The organism is Rhodococcus erythropolis NBRC 15567 (assembly GCF_001552595.1).
Classification (GTDB): domain Bacteria; phylum Actinomycetota; class Actinomycetes; order Mycobacteriales; family Mycobacteriaceae; genus Rhodococcus_F; species Rhodococcus_F erythropolis.
The window spans coordinates 266,060-284,271 of the sequence record NZ_BCRM01000005.1 but is presented as its reverse complement, the minus strand read 5'-3'; the positions used below and the strand labels follow the sequence as shown (position 1 = coordinate 284,271).

Sequence of the window (18,212 nt, the reverse complement as noted above, 5' to 3'; positions counted from 1 at the left end):
GGATTCCTGCTCGCATGCTCGGGTATCTGCAGCGCAGACCGAACTCCCCCCAGAGCAGGGCCGACGCACCGATAGATTGATTGAGGTATTTAGGGACTTTATACCTACCGTCGGTTTGTTTCAATAGCTATTTTCAGGCAAACCGCTTGATCGGTCAACCCGCAGTCTTGTGATTGATCGCAATATGGCGGTCGATGCGAATATGTTCGTCCAACGTCGGGTAGCGCAAACCGGTGTCCTGGCTGTACCCCTGACGGCGCAACCAATCCAGGACATCGCCCCAGAACCAGATCCCCCCGGCGACCGAGTTGTACGGAATCGGGAAGGGAGTGGCCGCCTGCCGGACCCCTCGCACCCATTGTCCGACAGCCTGCCTCGTCACTCCCGCACGGTCGGCAATGTCCTGACGTGACACCAAATCGGGATGCGTCCGCTGGGGACGCACGCCTGCAGCCACCAACTGGTCGACCACGGTGATAGCTGTCGTCGCCGCTCGCATACCTTCCGAGGTGAGCGTCAGCAACTGCAGTCCACGCCGGTCCTCGACCTTTCCGCCCAAGCTCTCTTCGATCGCCTGCTCTTGCGAGACTGTCAGCATCTGAACGATGAATGTGAATTCGTAACGGTGATAGAGGTCTTCGGCCACGCAATGAACATAGCCGTAAGCTGCACTGTTTCCACATGGACACACCCGGATCCCGCCCTCGCACGCACAATGGGCAGATGATCGACGTGGACGACAGTCAGTTCGAGGACATGGTCAAGCGGGCGCTCGACAGTCTGCCCCCGAAGTTGGGTGCGGAGATGGCCAACGTCGCGGTGACCGTACAACTCGAAGGTGGACGACCGGGGCTGCTCGGGTTGTATCAGGGCATCCCGCTGACCAAGAGAACCACCACGTACGCCGGCGTCCTCCCCGACCGCATCACGATCTATCGCAGGGCCATCTGTGCGATCTGCAGCACCGAAGACGAGGTGATCGAGCAAGTTCGCCGAACCGTGATCCACGAAATCGGCCACCACTTCGGGATCGGAGATCCCCGGTTGCGTGAACTCGGATGGTGACAACCGACTCATCTACAAGTCGGAAATCAGCTAGAGGTTGATAATCGGCGAATTGTCATGTCAGCTGTACCAAACCCGCAAAAATTGAACACTTACAGGAGTTCGCATGGTCAATTTGATCCAGATCGCCCCGAAGAATGCCCCGACGTTTGCGATGAGCCGACAGAAGGCCGCCGAACTGCTGGGCATCTCGGTCGACAGCGTTGCGTTTCTCCTCAAGTCTCGCTATCTCCCGGATCTGGACGCCGGCCGGTTGATCTCGATGGCCAACCAACCCTGGTTGTACTCGGACGGCGACTTTCCCGTGCTGCAGCAAGGTGCATCCGAACTAGCACCGAAGAAGATGCTCCCCGCCCGTAAGTACATCGGCGAGAGCGCAATTCACTCCGACGCCGAATGCGTGGAAGCCAACCAGGGGCAGTGGGCGGGATTCAACGTCGACCATGTGCTCAGCGCCCGCTTCCTGCCTGTGACGCTGCGCAAGTTTCCGGTGTCGGTGCTGCAGATCCACGACGTCAACGACGATGACGAAGAACGAGTGTCATTTGTAGCGACCCTCGCCGGGCGAGTCCGCGAACTGGGGGCGCCCAAGCTCAACTTCATCGACCCGTCACTGAGCCCCGAGGATCGACAGATCGTCGAGACGCTCCTCACCTCACGCAGCACGTCCACCGTTCCGGGACCCTGCGGAAAGCTGAAGCAGCCGAACTCCTGAGCGTCGGAAAGCTTCCGTCAGCGGGGGCGCTGAACGGCCGCGCAGCAGTTCACCGCACACGAGAGACCGTTGGTGGTCGAGCCGAGCAGCGGCTCGACCCCCAATCGCAGTGGCTGCTCGGCGTCGGCCAGTTCCCGAACGAGCGTGGGCACCAGCTGCGCAAAACGCTGATCGCGGCCGGGTGTCGCGGCGCGCACGAAATCCATACCGAGTTCGGCCGCCTTGTCCTTGGCCTCGGTGTCCAGGTCCCACACCACTTCGAGGTGATCGGAGACGAAACCGACAGGACACACGATCACGGCGCGAACGTCCTTGGCGGACAGCGTATCCAGGTGATCACAGATGTCGGGGTCGAGCCACGGAACCTGCGGCGGGCCTGATCGCGACTGCCACACCAGATCAAAATCTTCGACGCCGACGGCCTCGGCAACCAACTTCGCAGCCTCGGCAACCTGTCGGCTGTAGAGGTTTCCGCCCTCTGCCGGCGGCCCTGCATTGCGGTCTGCGGCACTCGGGACCGAATGCGCCGTGAACACCAGGCGCGCGGTATCGCGAGTCGCTTCGGGCAACTCTGCGCGGGCCGCGCGCACACCGTCGGCGAACGCGCCGACGACGAGCGGATGGTCGTAGTACTGGCGAAGTTTTGTCAGCGTCGGTGCGCCGTCACCGACGGCTTCACGGGCACGGACGATGTCCTCGTGGTACTGCCGACATCCCGAGTAACCGCCCCACGCCGACGTGGCGAACACGGCGGCATTGCGGACACCGTCCTCGCGCATCTTGGCGACGGTGTCTTCGACCATCGGGTGCCAGTTGCGGTTGCCGAAGTACACGGGCAGGTCCACGCCGGCTGCTGCCAACTCACCTTCGACCCGTTCGATCAGGTCTCGGTTGAGCGCGTTGATGGGCGAAACTCCACCGAAATGCATGTAGTGCTCGACAACGGCGTCGAGCCGCTCCGGTGGCACTCCCCTACCGCGCGTGACGTTTTCGAGGAACGGCCGTACGTCTGCGGGTTTTTCGGGACCGCCGAACGACAAAACGAGAAGAGCATCGAACTGCATGTCCATACTTGCGGTCATGAGTTCAATCTTGCGTGATGCCGTTCGGCGGGGGTCACCCGGGTACTCACCTGTGTAGTAGAAGGGGTGCTACTAGCCGACCATCGCGTGGAAGCCGCCGTCGACGTAGATGATCGACGCGGTCGTGCCGGGCAACCAATCCGAGAGAACGGTGCAGACCGTTTTGGCGACCGGCTCGCGATCGTCGACGTCCCAGCCGATGGGCGCAGCACCGTCCCATGCGGTGTTCAGCTTGTCCAACTCCGCGCCCGGACCGGTGCTGTCGCCGGCAATGGCCTTGGCGGCCAGGGTCTTGATCGGGCCGGAGGACACCAGGTTCGAGCGGATGCCGCGGACGCCCACCTCTTTGGCCACGTAACGGTTGACGGCCTCGAGGGTTGCCTTGGAGACACCCATCCAGTTGTAGAAGGGCATTGCGCGTGCCGGATCGAAGTCCATTCCGACGATGGACGCGTTGTCGTTGAGCACCGGCAGCAAGGCCTTGGCCAGTGCGCTGTACGAGTATGCGGACACCTCGAGTGCGACCGCCACGTCTTCCCACGGCGCGTCCATGAACGGGCTTCCCAGGCAGGAGCGGGGAGCGAAGCCGATCGAGTGGACCACGCCGTCGATACCCTCGGGAGCCAGCTCGCGCACACGCTCGGCGAGAGATGCGAGATCCTCCGAGCTCTGGACGTTGAGCGAGATTGCCGGCGGCACGGGCTGCGGCAGTCGCTGGGCGATGCGATCGATGAGGCGCAGACGATCGAATCCGGTGATCAGCACCTTCGCACCCTGCTCCTGCGCGACCTTGGCCACGTGGAACGCGATCGACGAATCGGTGATGATGCCGGTGACAAGAATGGTCTTACCCTCGAGCAAACCGCCCATGAGATGTCCTCCTGATTTCAGACGTACGAGAAAGGTGTGTGTGCGAAAAGCGGGTCAGTGCCCCATGCCGAGTCCGCCGTCGACGGGGATGACTGCACCCGAGACGTATGCCGAATCGTCGGAGGCGAGGAAACTGACAACTGCTGCAACATCTTCCGGCTTTCCGGTCCGCTGCAACGGGATGAACTCGGTGGCCTTGTCCTTCACGTCGTCGCCCAGTGCTGCCGTCATGTCGGTCTCGATGAAACCCGGTGCGACGACGTTGGCGGTGATCGAACGCGAGCCGAGTTCCCTTGTCAGGGAACGAGCGATACCGACGATGCCTGCCTTGGACGCGGCGTAGTTGACCTGGCCGGCTTGTCCCGCCAGACCCACCACCGAACCGAGGAAGATGAAGCGTCCGAAACGCGCGCGCAGCATCGACCGGGTCGCACGCTTCGAGAGGCGGAACGTACCGGTGAGGTTCGCGTCGACGACGCTCGTGAACTGCTCTTCGCTCATTCGCATGATCAGTGTGTCGTCGGTGACGCCGGCATTGGCGACGATGACCTCGACCGGCCCCTGGTGCGCTTCGACCTCTTTGAATGCACGGTCGATCGACTCGGTGTCGGTGACGTCGCAAACGACGCCGAACAACCCTTCGGGGACACCGGAACCGCGGTGCGTGACGGCTACCTTGTGGCCGTCTGCGGCGAGCCGCTGAGCGACGGCCAAGCCGATTCCGCGGTTACCGCCGGTGACGAGCACCGAGCGCGGTGTGGTGACGGTCCGTTCGGAAACCACTGTCGTGGGAGGGGTAGACATGGCGATCAACCTATCAATTCTCTGCGGGCCGCGTACCAGCGGTATTTGGACAATTCGGAACTGCTCTCGATCAGGGCAGACGCTGCCTGCGTACCAGGGCAATCGTCAGACCAGCGGTCGCGAACACGACGCCGAGGACCAACCACGGTCGACTCGCATCGCCTCGTGTCGTCTCGAAACCGATCTGCTCTTCGAGCGTGTCGTACACCTGGCGCAGTTCTTCGAGGCTCGATGCCGTGAAGAAACTTCCGCCGGACAGGTTGGCGATCTCCTTCAGTGACGCATCGTCGACCGGGACGGGGATTCGGTCTCCTTCGATCTCGACTCGCCCGTATGTCGTTCCGAAGGAAATGGTCGAGATCGGAACGCCCTTGTCCTTGGCCTGACGGGCAGCGGTGAATCCGCCCCGCGGATCGTCCGAGTTCTCGGGAACGGTCTGCTTACCGTCTGACAGCAACACGATGCGCGCCGGTGGCGCCTGATCGCTGCCGCCGAGAACAGCCGACAGCGTGTCGATCGACTGCAACGAGGTGAAGATCGCTTCGCCCGTCGCCGTCCGCTCACTGAGCTTGAGGTTGTCGATGGCGACCTTCGTCGCGTCACGATTCGTGGTGGGCGACACCAGAACCGAAGCCGTTCCGGCAAATGCGACCAACCCGAGGTTGATGCCGGGAGTCAGACCGTCGGCGAACGACTTCGCAGCTTCCTGCGCTGCTGCCAATCGCGTCGGCTCGACGTCGGTGGCCTGCATCGACAGCGACACGTCGATCACGAGGATCACCGTGGCACGGTTTCGCGGGACCTTCTTGTCTGCCGTCGGACCGGCAAGGGCGACGGTGAAGAACACCAATGCGATGACCATCAGAATCGCCGGAATATGACGCCACCGCCCGGGCCGCGAAGGCGCGACCTTCTCCAGTAGCGCGAAGTTCGTGAACCGAAGTGTGTGCTTGGCCCGCTGCTTCTGCACGAGTACGTAACCGACCACCAACGCGGCGATGACAGCGAGGAACAGCAGCCACCACGGTGCGGTGAATTGAGAAAGACTCACGAACGAACGCCCCCAGTTCCGGCGCCGGCACCATAACTGTGTCGGCGTGCCGAGATGAATCTCACGACGTCGGCGATCCAGTCCCGATCGGTGTGCAGGGACATGAGCGGTGCGCCGCAACGACGTAGAGCTTGCCTGACCTCGACGCGGTGCTCGGCGGCGACTCTGGCGAAGTCGGCGCGCAGTTGCGGCGTCGTGGTGAATTCTCTGGTCCGGCCGGACTCGGGATCGTGGAGCACCACGTCGCCGACGTCCGGAAGTTCGAGGTCGCGCGGATCTACCACCTCGACGCCGAGCACGTCGTGACGTCCCGAAATGGCGCGCAGCGAGCGTTCCCAGTCGATCGGCCCGAGGAAGTCGCTGATGACGACCGCGAGTCCGCGCCGACGCTGTGGGCGTCTGAGCGCTTCGATCGCGCCGACCAGATCACCGCGTACCCCGTCCGGAGCGTGCGGAGTCGTCGCGATCTTGCGGAGCATCGCCTGTGCGTGAATGCGCCCACCACGGGCCGGAATTCGAGTTGTCTGGGCGCCCGTCGAGATGATGGCGCCGACGCGGTTACCGCCCGAGCTGGTCAGGTGAGTGATCGCCGCGGCTGCGGCGACAACCAGGTCGCGCTTCTCGCATCCGGCGGTCCCGAAGTCGAGACTCGCAGACAGGTCGATGACAAGCCACGTCTCGAGCTCACGATCCGCGACCGACTGGCGCACGTGTGGGTGCGTCGTCCGCGCGGTCACGGACCAATCCATCTGCCGCACGTCGTCGCCCGGCTGATACTCGCGGGCGTCACCCGGTTCCGAACCCGGGCCGGGAATCAGGCCGAGGTGATCGCCGTGCAGCACACCGTCGAGGCGACGACGAACCGTCAGCTCGAGGGTGCGCAGCGCAGCGGTGAGTTTGGGATCGCTGAGCTCGCCGGATCGGAACGACGGCGGCGAACCGGTGGATCCGGCGGGTGTCGCCTGGCCACCGTCGCGGCCTTCGGTCACTGCGGGCGACTCATCGTCTCAGCGGTCGCGATCGGCGCGCCGTTTCCCTGTGGATTGACTGTGCCCTGTGGATTCGCGGTGCCCTGTGCGTTGAACTGAGGTGCCTGCGGTGCGCCCTGCTGAGGCGGACCGGGAACGGTAGGAACAGGCCGCGCGGCGATCTGCGGCAGTCCGACGGTCTGCAGCACCCGGGCGATGACCGCGTCGGGAGTCACCTCGTCGGCCATGGCGTCGTAGGAAAGAACGAGGCGGTGGCGCAACACGTCCGGGATCACCTCGATGACGTCTTGCGGCACGACGTAGTCGCGGCCGCGGACGAGAGCGAGAGCCCGCGACGCGGCGATGATGCCGAGCGTCGCGCGGGGTGAGGCGCCGTACGCGATCCAGCCCGCGACGTCCTCGAGTCCGACCTCACGCGGCGTACGCGTAGCGGCGATGACCCTGACCACGTAGTCGACGAGCGCGTGGTGGACGAAGACGTTGCTGGCGACGCGTTGGAGCCTGACCAACTCCTCCGGACCGAGGATCTGGTGCGGCTCCGGGGCTGCCACACCCATCCGGTAGACGATTTCGCGTTCTTCCTCGACTGTCGGGTAGTCGACGAGGATCTTGAACAGGAAGCGGTCGCGCTGCGCCTCGGGGAGCGGATAGACACCCTCGTTCTCGATGGGGTTCTGTGTCGCCATCACCAGGAACGGATCGGGCATGTGGTACCGCTTGCCACCGATCGAGACGTGGCGTTCTGCCATCACCTCGAGGAGCGCGGACTGCACCTTGGCCGGGGCACGGTTGATCTCGTCGGCCAACACGAAGTTGGCGACGACGGGTCCGAGTTCGGTGTCGAACTCCTCGCGGCCCTGACGGTAGATGCGCGTGCCGATGAGGTCGGTTGGCACCAGGTCGGGGGTGAACTGGACGCGGGAGAACGAACCGCCGACGACCTTCGCGAAAGTCTCGACGGCCAGCGTCTTGGCGACACCGGGTACGCCTTCGAGGAGGACGTGCCCCTTGGCGAGAAGTCCGACGAGAATGCGCTCGACAAGCCGGTCCTGCCCGACGATGACTCGCTTGACCTCGTAGATCGCTCGTTCCAAGGTCTGAACGTCGGCTGCCAGGGAAGGTGCTGCTCCGTCCGCACTTCCGCTCGCCTTGCTTACGTCGACCGTTCCGACCGAATCTTCACGTGAGGTCACCAAGAATCCATCGCTTTCACCTAGAAAAGTACCGACAGTAACGTGTTCCCCGTCAACTATTCCAGGTAGTTGCGCTCGATGCCGTAACACCACGTCGGGAACTTGATAGTTCCCTGACAATGCGGGTGTCAGCGGCATTTCCTCTGACGGTCAGGACACCAGTCGGACGGCGTACGGCGTCATTCCGCCCCAGCGAACCGGGGAGACCATGACACTCGAACCGGATTGTGGTGCCTCGAGCATCTGCCCGTTACCGAGGTAGAGCGCCACGTGCTGGCTGGCGTTGGGACCGTAGAAGATCATGTCGCCGCGTTTCATCTCCGAAGACGGAACCTGCGTGCCCGCGGTGTACTGATAGCCGGTGTAGTGCGGCAGCGAGATTCCGATGCCGGCGAAGGCGTAGATCATCAAGCCGGAGCAGTCGAAACCGACCTTGTTGAAGTCGCCGTAACTGTCGGCGACGCCGCCGTCACGGATGCCTCGCGTCGGACCGTTTTCGTCGCCTCCGCCCCAGGCGTACTGCACGCCGAGCTGAGACATTCCGCGGTCGATGACGGATTCGATTGCAGCGCTTCCGGTAACGGAAGGCTTCGGCGTGCTGGGCTTCGGCGTCGTCGGCTTGGGGGTGGTGGGCTTGGGCGTCGTGACCGTTTCCTCTTCGGTGCCGGTCTCTTCGTCCGTGCCTGTTTCCTCGTCGGTCCCGGTTTCCTCGTCAGTCCAGGTGTCGTCGTCGTCCGGGATGACGGTCGGAGTCGGGTCTTCCACAGCGGTGTGCGGACGCTGAGCCGCTGCCAGTGCTGCAGCTCGATCCTTGGCGGCCTGGTCGGCAGCTGCGCGGGCAGCAGCCTGTGCGGCAGCTTCCTTGGCGGCAGCTTCGAGAGCCTTCTGATGAGCTTCCTCGGCGCGACGCTGCTCGTCCCACGTCGCATACGCCTGGCGTTGGCCCTGCAAACTTGCGACTGCATTGCGGGCGGCGTCGAGCTGAGCCTGAGCGGAGTTCCGCTCGGCTTCGATCGCGGCCTTCTTGGCAACCTGCTGATCGAGAGCGTTGCGCGCGATCTGAATCGCCTGCTCGGCCAGATCCTTCAGTTGTGCCGCGACCTCGGCGGCAGCGTCGGCCTGCTGCTTTGCCTGGCGGGTCGCGGAGTCCTTGTTCGCCTGCTCGGTACGTGCTCGTTGGAGACCGTCAAGCACTGCGCTCTGCGTATTGGCGAGCAGTTTGAGGACCTGCGCGCGGTCGAGGACGTCGCCCGGGCCCTTGGCGTCGAGGAACGACGAGATGGACGCGGTGTTGGTGCCCTTGACGTAGCTCGAGCGTGCGTACTTGTCGAAGTCCGTCTGAGCGACCTCGATCTGCGCCGACGCGTCCTTAAGAGCTTGTTTGGTGACGCCGACGGCCTGCGCTGCGGTGTCTGCGGCGCCGCGAGCGTTCTGCAGATCCACGAGCGTCTTGTTGACGTCTTCACGCTTGATCGCAACTTCGTTGTCGAGTGCCGACAACTGTTCGTTGGCCGATGCGACTTGATTGATGAGCGCGCTGACGGTGCCGACGCTCGACGAGACCTGCGAATCGGCCGCAGCGATGTCCGAGTCACTCGGATTCGGCGGCGGCGGTGGTACGGCCGAGGACATGGCGGGCGTACCGACGATCAGGGACCCGACAACGCCGAATCCGATGACCAGTTGCGCCAGGCGCATCGACTTACGGGAAGGACCACGACGGGACTCGCCGCCACGTGTTACTTGCCTCACAAATAACTCTCCCTCGCGTGTAACGCCACGGCCCGCTGGGTCGCCGATCCGTGCGGGGAGGGAATGCGCAGACCAAGCACCGGTCGCCCACAGCCCGAGAGCTGCTCGTCGACCTGGACGTGCCGTACGAACGCCACCGTCGACACCTCGAGAACAAGGCAACCGACAAGTACGCGTCGAACAACATCAGCCTGTCTGCGACACTTCTTCCCCAAAAAGTGCCAGTTGTACCGTACGACACTCAAGCGTTCTTTGGAAACTTTAGCCACAAATAACACAAACGGTATTTGAGCTGGTCGAATGGCATGCAGGTACCAAAAAGGGCAGGTACTCACCGCAAACAGCGGTGAGTACCTGTTTTCGACGAGTTACTGAAAATCTCGCAAAAGGACCAAGGTCAGACGGAATCGGCCCGGTGGTCGGAAGATGTCGCCGTTTCTGAAGTCGACGCGACATGTCTGGTTTGCGCGTTTTCCGGCTCTCGCCGCCACTTGACGGCAAAGGTAATTCCGGCAATAACCGCAACCAGTGCGATGACAAGGACCGTGTAAAGCGTCCACGGCGGACCCGGCGCCACGATCTCGTGCGAGAAGCGGTCCGCGGTCACGCTCGCGCTTTCTCCGAAAGATCGGTCCTGCGCGGTTTCGAGCTGCACGCGACTGATCGAGTCGCTGTAGCTACCCATCCAGTCTGGGCTCAGAACGAGAACCGTGCCGCCTTCGGTTTTGCCGACCGTCGTGGCCAGGTCGCGAAGATCGGACGGCCGGCCCGGATTTGCGTCGACCACCACGACGCTCAAGTCGACACCACGTTCACGGGCGTCGGTCACCACCGCAGTCAGCCCCACAACATCGGACTCCGGGGCGGAGACGCCGTCCGTCGAAAGGTCCGCGAGCACGTCGTCGAGATCGACATCCGACGGAACAGCGACGTGCAACGGGGACTTCACGTGCACAGGCGCAAAAGCGTGATTGGTAGGAGCAGACATCTCTCATCCGGGTGCTGTTCGGATTCCGTCCACCGCTGAGATGCGGGGAGTTCTTCCGAGGTCGTTTTTCGGCGGCCGACCCGCGACGGGCCTGCATGCAGCCTACTTCAGGTCGACTGCCACCAGGCGTCACACGCAACCGCCGCGCGTGCCGCCCGAGCGGTAACTGTGGGTGTGGTCACCCAGCCAAGCCTGCGTTGCGCAGGCCCGCAGTCTGCATGAAGATTGTTTCGGTCAACTTGCCCTGAATTCTCACAGGACAAGCGTACTGTTAGACTTGGACCAAGAGGTACCACCGGTCAGGACAGGTTCTACTGCAGCTCCGATGTTCGGACAGTTCTCACGCGAACTGTGCGATTGGCGTGAGCTACGGAGGATCTTCCCGGCCGAAGTACCTCGCTTCAGCTGCCGACACAGCCCCGTCGGTAGCGACCCTCATAGACGAGTGGAGCAGACGTGAGCACCAGTATCGATTCATTCGGAGCCAAGGGAACCCTCGAGGTCGGTGAGAACTCTTACGAGATCTTCCGCCTCTCGGCCGTCCCCGGCACCGAGAAATTGCCCTATTCCTTGAAGGTTCTCGCCGAGAACCTTCTCCGCACCGAAGACGGTGCCAACATCACCGCGGATCACATCCGCGCAATCGCGAGCTGGGATCCCTCAGCCGAGCCGAGCATCGAAATCCAGTTCACGCCTGCCCGCGTGATCATGCAGGACTTCACCGGCGTTCCTTGCATCGTCGACCTCGCCACCATGCGTGAGGCCGTCACCACCCTCGGCGGCGACCCGAACAAGGTCAACCCGCTCTCCCCCGCCGACATGGTCATCGACCACTCGGTCATCCTCGACGTCTTCGGCCAGGCCGACGCACTCGAGCGCAACGTCGACCTCGAATACGAGCGCAACGGCGAGCGTTACCAGTTCCTCCGTTGGGGCCAGGGCGCATTCGACGACTTCAAGGTCGTCCCCCCGGGAATGGGCATCGTTCACCAGGTCAACATCGAGTACCTGGCACCCACCGTCATGTCCCGTAACGGACAGGCATACCCCGACACCTGTGTCGGCACCGACTCGCACACCACGATGGTCAACGGCCTCGGCGTGCTCGGCTGGGGCGTCGGCGGCATCGAGGCCGAGGCAGCAATGCTCGGCCAGCCCGTCTCCATGCTGATCCCCCGCGTTGTCGGCTTCAAGCTCTCCGGTGAGATCAAGCCCGGCGTCACCGCAACCGACGTCGTGCTCACCGCCACCGAGATGCTCCGTAAGCACGGCGTCGTCGGCAAGTTCGTCGAGTTCTACGGCAACGGTGTTGCCGAGGTTCCGCTCGCGAACCGCGCAACGCTGGGCAACATGAGCCCCGAATTCGGTTCCACCGCAGCGATCTTCCCGATCGACGCCGAGACCATCGAGTACCTGCGCCTCACCGGCCGCAGCGACGAGCAGCTCGCTCTCGTCGAGGCGTACGCCAAGGAACAGGGCCTGTGGCACAACCCCGACAAGGAACCCGTCTTCTCGGAGTACATCGAGCTGGATCTGGGAACCGTTGTTCCCTCGATCGCCGGCCCGAAGCGCCCGCAGGACCGAATCCTGTTGTCGGAGTCCAAGACTGCGTTCCGCAAGGACATCCACAACTACGTGGAAGAGAACTACCCGACCGAGCACACCCAGCTCGACGAGGCCGTCGAAGAGTCCTTCCCGGCTTCCGATCCCGCGGTTCTGTCGTTTGCCGACGACGGAGCGGTCGACGTTCTCTCTGCTGCCAACGGTGCAGAAGGCCGTCCGAGCAAGCCGGTCGTCGTCAAGTCCGACGCCGGTGAGTTCGTTCTCGACCACGGCGCCGTCGTTGTTGCAGGTATCACCTCCTGCACCAACACGTCCAACCCGTCGGTCATGCTCGGTGCTGCACTGCTCGCACGCAACGCCGTCGAAAAGGGCCTCGCCACCAAGCCGTGGGTCAAGACCAACATGGCTCCCGGTTCGCAGGTCGTCACCGATTACTACGAGAAGGCCGGCCTGTGGCCGTACCTCGAGAAGCTCGGTTACTACCTCGGCGGTTACGGCTGCACCACGTGCATCGGTAACACCGGACCCCTGCCCGAGGCAGTCTCGAAGGCCATCAACGACAACGACCTCTCGGTCACCGCGGTGCTCTCGGGTAACCGTAACTTCGAGGGACGTATCTCCCCCGACGTCAAGATGAACTACCTGGCTTCCCCGCCGCTCGTGATTGCATACGGCCTCGCCGGAACCATGGACTTCGACTTCGAGACCGATTCGCTCGGTAACGACACCGACGGAAACCCCGTCTACCTCAAGGACATCTGGCCGTCCACGCAGGAAATCGAAGAGACGATCAAGTCCTCGATCGACCAGGACATGTTCCGCAAGTCGTACGCAACCATCTTTGCGGGCGACAGCCGCTGGCAGAACCTCGAAACCCCGAAGGGTGACACCTTCGAGTGGGACGTGAACTCCACCTACGTGCGGAAGCCACCTTACTTCGACGGCATGACGATGGATCCGGCTCCGGTCAAGGACATCAAGGGCGCTCGCGTCCTCGCACTGCTCGGCGACTCGGTCACCACCGACCACATCAGCCCGGCAGGTCCGATCAAGGTCGGTACCCCCGCTGCGCAGTACCTCGACTCCCACGGCGTCGAGCGTGCGGATTACAACTCCCTCGGCTCGCGTCGCGGTAACCACGAGGTCATGATTCGCGGAACGTTCGCGAACATCCGTCTGCGTAACCAACTCCTCGACGACGTCTCCGGTGGTTACACCCGCGACTTCACGCAGGAAGGCGCACCGCAGGCATTCATCTACGACGCGTCGCAGAACTACCAGGCAGCCGGCATCCCGCTGGTCGTCCTGGGCGGCAAGGAGTACGGCTCCGGATCCTCGCGTGACTGGGCAGCCAAGGGCACCAGCCTGCTCGGCGTCAAGGCCGTCATCACCGAGTCGTTCGAGCGCATCCACCGCTCCAACCTCATCGGCATGGGCGTTGTCCCGCTGCAGTTCCCGGTCGGCGAGTCCGCAGGTTCGCTCAAGCTCGACGGCACCGAGACCTTCGACATCGAAGGCGTCGAGAAGCTCAACGAGGGCGTCACCCCGAAGACCATGAAGGTCACGGCGACGCGCGAGAACGGCGAGAAGGTCGTGTTCGACGCAGTCGTACGCATCGATACCCCCGGCGAAGCGGATTACTACCGCAACGGTGGCATCCTGCAGTACGTGCTTCGCAACATGATCCGGGGCTAGTCAACCGAGCCCTGCTCTAACCCACGTGGCGGACTCAGCGAGGTGCTGAGTCCGCCACGTGCGTTCAGAGCACAAAGAAAGCGCGAGACGAGGACAACAACGTGCCCAAGGTCAGTGAAGACCATCTCGCGGCACGGCGCAGTCAGATCCTTGACGGCGCCCGCCGCTGCTTTGCGGAATACGGCTACGACGGCGCCACAGTTCGCCGTCTCGAAGAAGTCACCGGTTTGTCCCGAGGAGCGATCTTTCATCACTTCAAGGACAAGGACGGCCTGTTCCTCGCTCTCGCAAGCGAGGATGCGAGCCGGATGGCAGATGTCGTCGCCGAAGAGGGCCTCGTCCAGGTCATGCGGGACATGCTCGCGCAGCCCGATCAATTCGATTGGCTGGGAACGCGACTGGAGATAGCGCGTCGACTGCGCAATGACGCCGACTTCCGCGAGAAGTGGTCACAGCGCTCCGTAGAACTGACGGAAGCGACCAGTGCGCGCCTCGCCAGACAGAAATCGGCCGGCAGACTCCGTGACGACGTTCCCACCGAAATTCTGATCGGATACCTGGATCTGGTGATGGACGGCCTGGTCGCGAGAATCGCCTCCGGCCACGGCGTCGACAACCTTTCGGCAGTTCTCGATCTGGTCGAGGAATCGGTGCGGCGGCGAGATTGAGGGGCTTCGCCCCTGTGCGCCTTTTTGGTAGTTCCCACTACCAAAAAGGCGCACAGGGGGTTAGGCGAGCTGGATCAGCTCGAGGTATTCCTGCGACCAGTGGTCCTCGTTGCCGTCGGGCAGGAGGATGACCCGCTCGGGGTTGAGTGCCTCGGCAGCGCCCGGATCGTGGGTGACCAGGACGACGGCACCGGTGTAGCTGCGGAGCGCGTCGAGCACCTGCTCGCGTGAGATCGGGTCCAGGTTGTTGGTGGGCTCGTCGAGAAGCAGAACGTTGGCAGCGGACGACACCAGACCGGCCAGAGCCAGACGCGTCTTTTCACCACCCGAGAGCGTTCCGGCCGGCTGTTCGAGCTGTGGGCCGGTGAACATGAAGGCACCGAGCAGAGAACGCAGTTCCTGCTCCCCTGTATCCGGCGCGGCGTGGCGGATGTTCTCCCACACGGACGCATCGTCGTCGAGGGTGTCGTGCTCCTGAGCGAAGTAGCCGACCTTGAGTCCGTGGCCGGCGATCAGCTCACCCGCGTCCGCCTTCTCCGCGCCCGCGAGGATGCGGAGCAGCGTGGTCTTACCTGCACCGTTGAGTCCGAGGATAACCACACGAGACCCACGATCGATCGCGAGATCGACACCGGTGAAGATCTCGAGCGAGCCGTACACCTTGGTGAGGTTCTTGCCCATCAGCGGAGTCTTGCCACAAGCGGCGGGCTCGGGGAAACGAATCCGCGCAACCTTGTCCGAGACACGTTCGGCATCGAGGTTCGCCATCAACTTGTCGGCTCGCTTGGCCATGTTCTGAGCCGCGACGGCCTTGGTTGCCTTTGCACCCATCTTCGCAGCCTGAATCCGCAGCGCACCGGCCTTCTTCTCGGCGTTCGCGCGCTCGCGGCGACGACGCTGCTCGTCCGTGGCACGAGCGTCGAGGTACTTCTTCCAGTTCATGTTGTAGACGTCGGCCTCACCGCGGACGGCATCGAGGAACCACACACGGTTGACGACGTCGTTGAGCAGGTCGACGTCGTGACTGATGACCACCAGTCCGCCCTCGTGGTTCTGGAGGAATCCACGCAGCCAGGTGATGGAGTCGGCGTCGAGGTGGTTGGTGGGCTCGTCGAGCAGCAGAGTCGTGTCCGAGCGGGCGCCGCTGCCGTCGGAGGCGGCAAAGAGGATTCGCGCCAATTCGACACGACGACGCTGACCGCCGGACAGCGTGCTGAGCGGCTGCCCGAGAATACGGTCTTCGAGGCCGAGGCTGCTGGTGATACGTGCGGCTTCGCTCTCGGCTTCGTAGCCGCCGAGGGCCGAGAATCGATCCTCGAGCTGGCCGTACTTCTTGACCGCGCGGTCCTGAGATTCCTGATCGAGCACCTCGCCCATCAGGATCTGCTGCTTCTCCATCTCGCGGAGCATCGTGTCGAGGCCGCGGGCAGAGAGAACCCGGTCCTTGGCGAGGATGCTCAGGTCGCCCTCTTTGGGGTCCTGCGGGAGGTATCCGAGTTCACCGGTGCGTACGACGCTTCCCGCATATGCCTCACCTTCACCGGCGAGGATGCGCAGAGTGGTCGTCTTTCCGGCACCGTTACGTCCGACGAGTCCGATCCGGTCGCCCGGCTGGATGCGCAGCGAAGGCCCGGGAGCTGTGAGAAGGGTGCGGACACCGGCACGAACTTCGAGGTCAGTGGCGGTAATCAAGCAAACTCCTCAGGAAAAACGACGAATACGGGTAAACAATGCCTGACTACAGACACAAGAACTATCGATTTTACCGTGACCTGACGGTCGTTCCGACCAGGAGCGTGTGAGTCCGCTAACGTTCGGGACATGACTAGCGAAAACAGCACTCGTCCTCGCGACCTCGAAGGCCGCGCCGCCATCGTCACCGGCGCAAGTCGCGGAATCGGCAAAGCTGTCGCCGCCGAACTCCTCGCTCGCGGCGCCGACGTCTTGATCACAGCCCGCAAGCCGGAGCCCCTCGAGGCTGCTGCATCCGAACTGTCCGATCTGGGGCACGGCGGCAAGGTCGTCGCATTCGCGGGCAACGCAGCCGATGCCGAGGCCCGATCCGGTGCCGTCGACCGCGCCGTCGCCGAGTTCGGTTCGCTCGACATTCTGGTCAACAACACCGGAATCAATCCCGTCTTCGGTTCGCTCATGGAGGCGGACCTCGACGCCGTGCGCAAGATCTTCGACGTGAACGTGGTTGCCGCCCTCGGTTACGTCCAACAAGCACATCGGGCGTGGATGGGCGAACACGGTGGAGCCGTCGTCAACCTGGCAAGTGTGGCCGGGATCCGGTCGACGGGCGTCATCGCGGCGTACGGCGCGTCGAAGGCTGCGCTCATCCGGTTGACGGAAGAACTGGCCTGGCAACTGGGACCGAAGATTCGTGTGAATGCCGTAGCACCCGGGATCGTCAAGACGCAGTTCGCGGCAGCCCTGGTCGCTGCCGGCGAGGACAAGGCGTCGGCGGGCTACCCGATGAAGCGGCTCGGCACCCCCGAGGACGTTGCCGGCTTGGTCGGCTTCCTCGTCTCCGACGCGGCGGCATGGATCACCGGCGAAACGGTCCGGGTCGACGGCGGTCTGCTCGCAACGGGATCGATGTAGTGCGCCGATCATGAGCACACTCGACTCCTCCGCCGACGTGGTGATCGTGGGCGGAGGGCCGGCGGGGCGGGCACTCGCGACGCGCTGTATCGCCCGGCAACTCACCGTTGTCGTTGTCGATCCGAATCCTCATCGGGTGTGGACGCCGACGTACTCGGCGTGGGCAGACGAGCTGCCGTCGTGGCTGCCGGACGAGGTGATCGCGAGCCGAATCGAACGCCCGAGCGTGTGGACCAGCGGGCAGAAAACGCTTGATCGCATCTATTGCGTATTGAATACACCTTTACTGCAATCATTTCTCTCCGACACATCCACAAAGGTCAGAGGCTTACGCGCTCAAACACTGTCCACCACCACCGTCGTGTGCGTGGACGGATCGCAGCTGACGGGATCCGTCGTCGTCGACGCCCGAGGCACCGATCTGGCAGTGACAACCGCGCAGCAGACGGCCTTCGGAATGATCGTGGACCGAGCTCTGGCCGATCCGATTCTGGGCGGCAGCGAGGCCTGGTTCATGGACTGGCGAACAGACAACGGCACCTCCGACGCCGACACTCCCTCATTTCTCTACGCGGTCCCGCTCGACGACGAGCGAGTCCTCCTCGAGGAGACCTGCCTCGTCGGCCGGCCGGCGTTGGGGTTGCGCGAACTCGAAACACGTCTGCGCACCCGACTTCACAATCGGGGCTGCGAAGTCCCCGACGACGCGCCGGTCGAGCGAGTCCGTTTTGCGGTCGAAGGCCCGAAAGACTCGTCCCCGGACGGTGTCCTCCGGTTCGGCGGGCGAGGCGGTCTGATGCATCCGGGAACCGGATACAGCGTTGCCTCCTCACTCGCCGAGGCCGACACTGTCGCGAAAGCAATCGCCGACGGTGAGGATCCGAACGCGGCACTCTGGCCTCGCTCGGCCAAGGCGATATCCGCTCTCCGCCGCGTTGGTCTGAACGCACTTCTCACCCTCGACTCGGGCGAAGTCACCACATTCTTCGACAAGTTCTTCGATCTACCGGTCGAGGCTCAGCGGTCATACCTTTCCGATCGGCGGGACGCGGCCGCGACGGCGAAGGTGATGGCAACACTGTTCCGATCGTCACCGTGGCACGTGAGAAAGACGTTGATGCGCGCGCCGTTTCTCCGGTGACTAGATCCGCACCGACTAGATCCGCACCG

16 protein-coding genes are annotated in these 18,212 nt (G+C 63.4%); 6 read left to right on the top strand and 10 right to left on the bottom strand.

All coding sequences use genetic code 11. From position 1 onward, the window contains the following. Positions 1 to 154: 154 nt before the first annotated feature. Positions 155 to 646, bottom strand: a complete 492-nt coding sequence (locus RE4_RS10785; RefSeq protein WP_019748429.1) for a hypothetical protein — start codon at positions 644 to 646, stop codon at positions 155 to 157. Positions 647 to 723: 77 nt separating this feature from the next. Between RE4_RS10785 and RE4_RS10780 the strand changes: the two genes are divergently transcribed. Beyond that, positions 724 to 1,065: a metallopeptidase family protein gene (locus RE4_RS10780; RefSeq protein ID WP_003944783.1), complete on the top strand. Its 342-nt coding sequence runs from the start codon at positions 724 to 726 to the stop codon at positions 1,063 to 1,065. A 106-nt stretch (positions 1,066 to 1,171) separates the two neighbouring features. Continuing rightward, positions 1,172 to 1,780 (top strand): hypothetical protein, encoded by a 609-nt coding sequence (locus tag RE4_RS10775; RefSeq protein ID WP_060938557.1) that lies wholly within the window; start codon positions 1,172 to 1,174, stop codon positions 1,778 to 1,780. Positions 1,781 to 1,797: 17 nt separating this feature from the next. Here RE4_RS10775 and RE4_RS10770 read toward each other — a convergent pair whose 3' ends face one another. The 8 genes from RE4_RS10770 to RE4_RS10735 form a co-directional block, all read right to left on the bottom strand. Beyond that, positions 1,798 to 2,850 carry a ferrochelatase gene (locus RE4_RS10770; protein ID WP_060938556.1) on the bottom strand — a complete coding sequence of 351 codons (1,053 nt, stop codon included), beginning with the start codon at positions 2,848 to 2,850 and terminating at the stop codon, positions 1,798 to 1,800. An 84-nt stretch (positions 2,851 to 2,934) separates the two neighbouring features. Continuing rightward, positions 2,935 to 3,732, bottom strand: coding sequence for an NADH-dependent enoyl-ACP reductase InhA (inhA, locus tag RE4_RS10765; RefSeq protein ID WP_003944803.1), 798 nt, complete (start codon positions 3,730 to 3,732; stop codon positions 2,935 to 2,937). A gap of 54 nt (positions 3,733 to 3,786) precedes the next feature. Beyond that, on the bottom strand, positions 3,787 to 4,536 hold the full coding sequence (gene fabG1, locus RE4_RS10760; protein WP_007727875.1) for a 3-oxoacyl-ACP reductase FabG1: 750 nt from the start codon (positions 4,534 to 4,536) through the stop codon (positions 3,787 to 3,789). 70 nt (positions 4,537 to 4,606) lie between these two features. Continuing rightward, entirely contained in the window at positions 4,607 to 5,587 is a 981-nt protein-coding gene (locus tag RE4_RS10755; protein ID WP_003944878.1) for a VWA domain-containing protein, read from the bottom strand. Beyond that, complete coding sequence (locus RE4_RS10750) at positions 5,584 to 6,576, bottom strand: DUF58 domain-containing protein (RefSeq protein WP_003944991.1); 993 nt, start codon at positions 6,574 to 6,576, stop codon at positions 5,584 to 5,586. Before RE4_RS10750 ends, RE4_RS10755 begins: the two co-directional genes overlap by 4 nt. After that, positions 6,573 to 7,769, bottom strand: a complete 1,197-nt coding sequence (locus RE4_RS10745; protein WP_019748425.1) for an AAA family ATPase — start codon at positions 7,767 to 7,769, stop codon at positions 6,573 to 6,575. Before RE4_RS10745 ends, RE4_RS10750 begins: the two co-directional genes overlap by 4 nt. A 150-nt stretch (positions 7,770 to 7,919) precedes the next feature. Then, positions 7,920 to 9,467 carry an NlpC/P60 family protein gene (locus RE4_RS10740; RefSeq protein ID WP_060938555.1) on the bottom strand — a complete coding sequence of 516 codons (1,548 nt, stop codon included), beginning with the start codon at positions 9,465 to 9,467 and terminating at the stop codon, positions 7,920 to 7,922. 451 nt (positions 9,468 to 9,918) lie between these two features. Beyond that, positions 9,919 to 10,509 (bottom strand): Rv1476 family membrane protein, encoded by a 591-nt coding sequence (locus RE4_RS10735; RefSeq protein WP_019748422.1) that lies wholly within the window; start codon positions 10,507 to 10,509, stop codon positions 9,919 to 9,921. A gap of 456 nt (positions 10,510 to 10,965) precedes the next feature. Between RE4_RS10735 and acnA the strand changes: the two genes are divergently transcribed. Together acnA and RE4_RS10725 are read left to right on the top strand one after the other, a co-directional pair. Beyond that, entirely contained in the window at positions 10,966 to 13,767 is a 2,802-nt protein-coding gene (gene acnA, locus RE4_RS10730; protein ID WP_019748421.1) for an aconitate hydratase AcnA, read from the top strand. Between the two features lie 101 nt (positions 13,768 to 13,868). Then, entirely contained in the window at positions 13,869 to 14,435 is a 567-nt protein-coding gene (locus RE4_RS10725) for a TetR/AcrR family transcriptional regulator (RefSeq protein ID WP_003944970.1), read from the top strand. Positions 14,436 to 14,495: 60 nt separating this feature from the next. On the opposite strand, the gene RE4_RS10720 is transcribed toward RE4_RS10725, so the two are convergent. Beyond that, the gene (locus tag RE4_RS10720) at positions 14,496 to 16,127 is read right to left on the bottom strand and encodes an ABC-F family ATP-binding cassette domain-containing protein (RefSeq protein WP_020907739.1); all 1,632 of its coding nucleotides are present in this window, start codon (positions 16,125 to 16,127) and stop codon (positions 14,496 to 14,498) included. A gap of 129 nt (positions 16,128 to 16,256) precedes the next feature. On the opposite strand from RE4_RS10720, the gene RE4_RS10715 reads away from it, so the two are divergent. Together RE4_RS10715 and RE4_RS10710 are read left to right on the top strand one after the other, a co-directional pair. After that, positions 16,257 to 17,042 (top strand): SDR family oxidoreductase, encoded by a 786-nt coding sequence (locus RE4_RS10715; protein ID WP_019748418.1) that lies wholly within the window; start codon positions 16,257 to 16,259, stop codon positions 17,040 to 17,042. 10 nt (positions 17,043 to 17,052) lie between these two features. After that, positions 17,053 to 18,183 (top strand): lycopene cyclase family protein, encoded by a 1,131-nt coding sequence (locus tag RE4_RS10710; RefSeq protein ID WP_060938554.1) that lies wholly within the window; start codon positions 17,053 to 17,055, stop codon positions 18,181 to 18,183. Positions 18,184 to 18,212 lie beyond the last annotated feature (29 nt).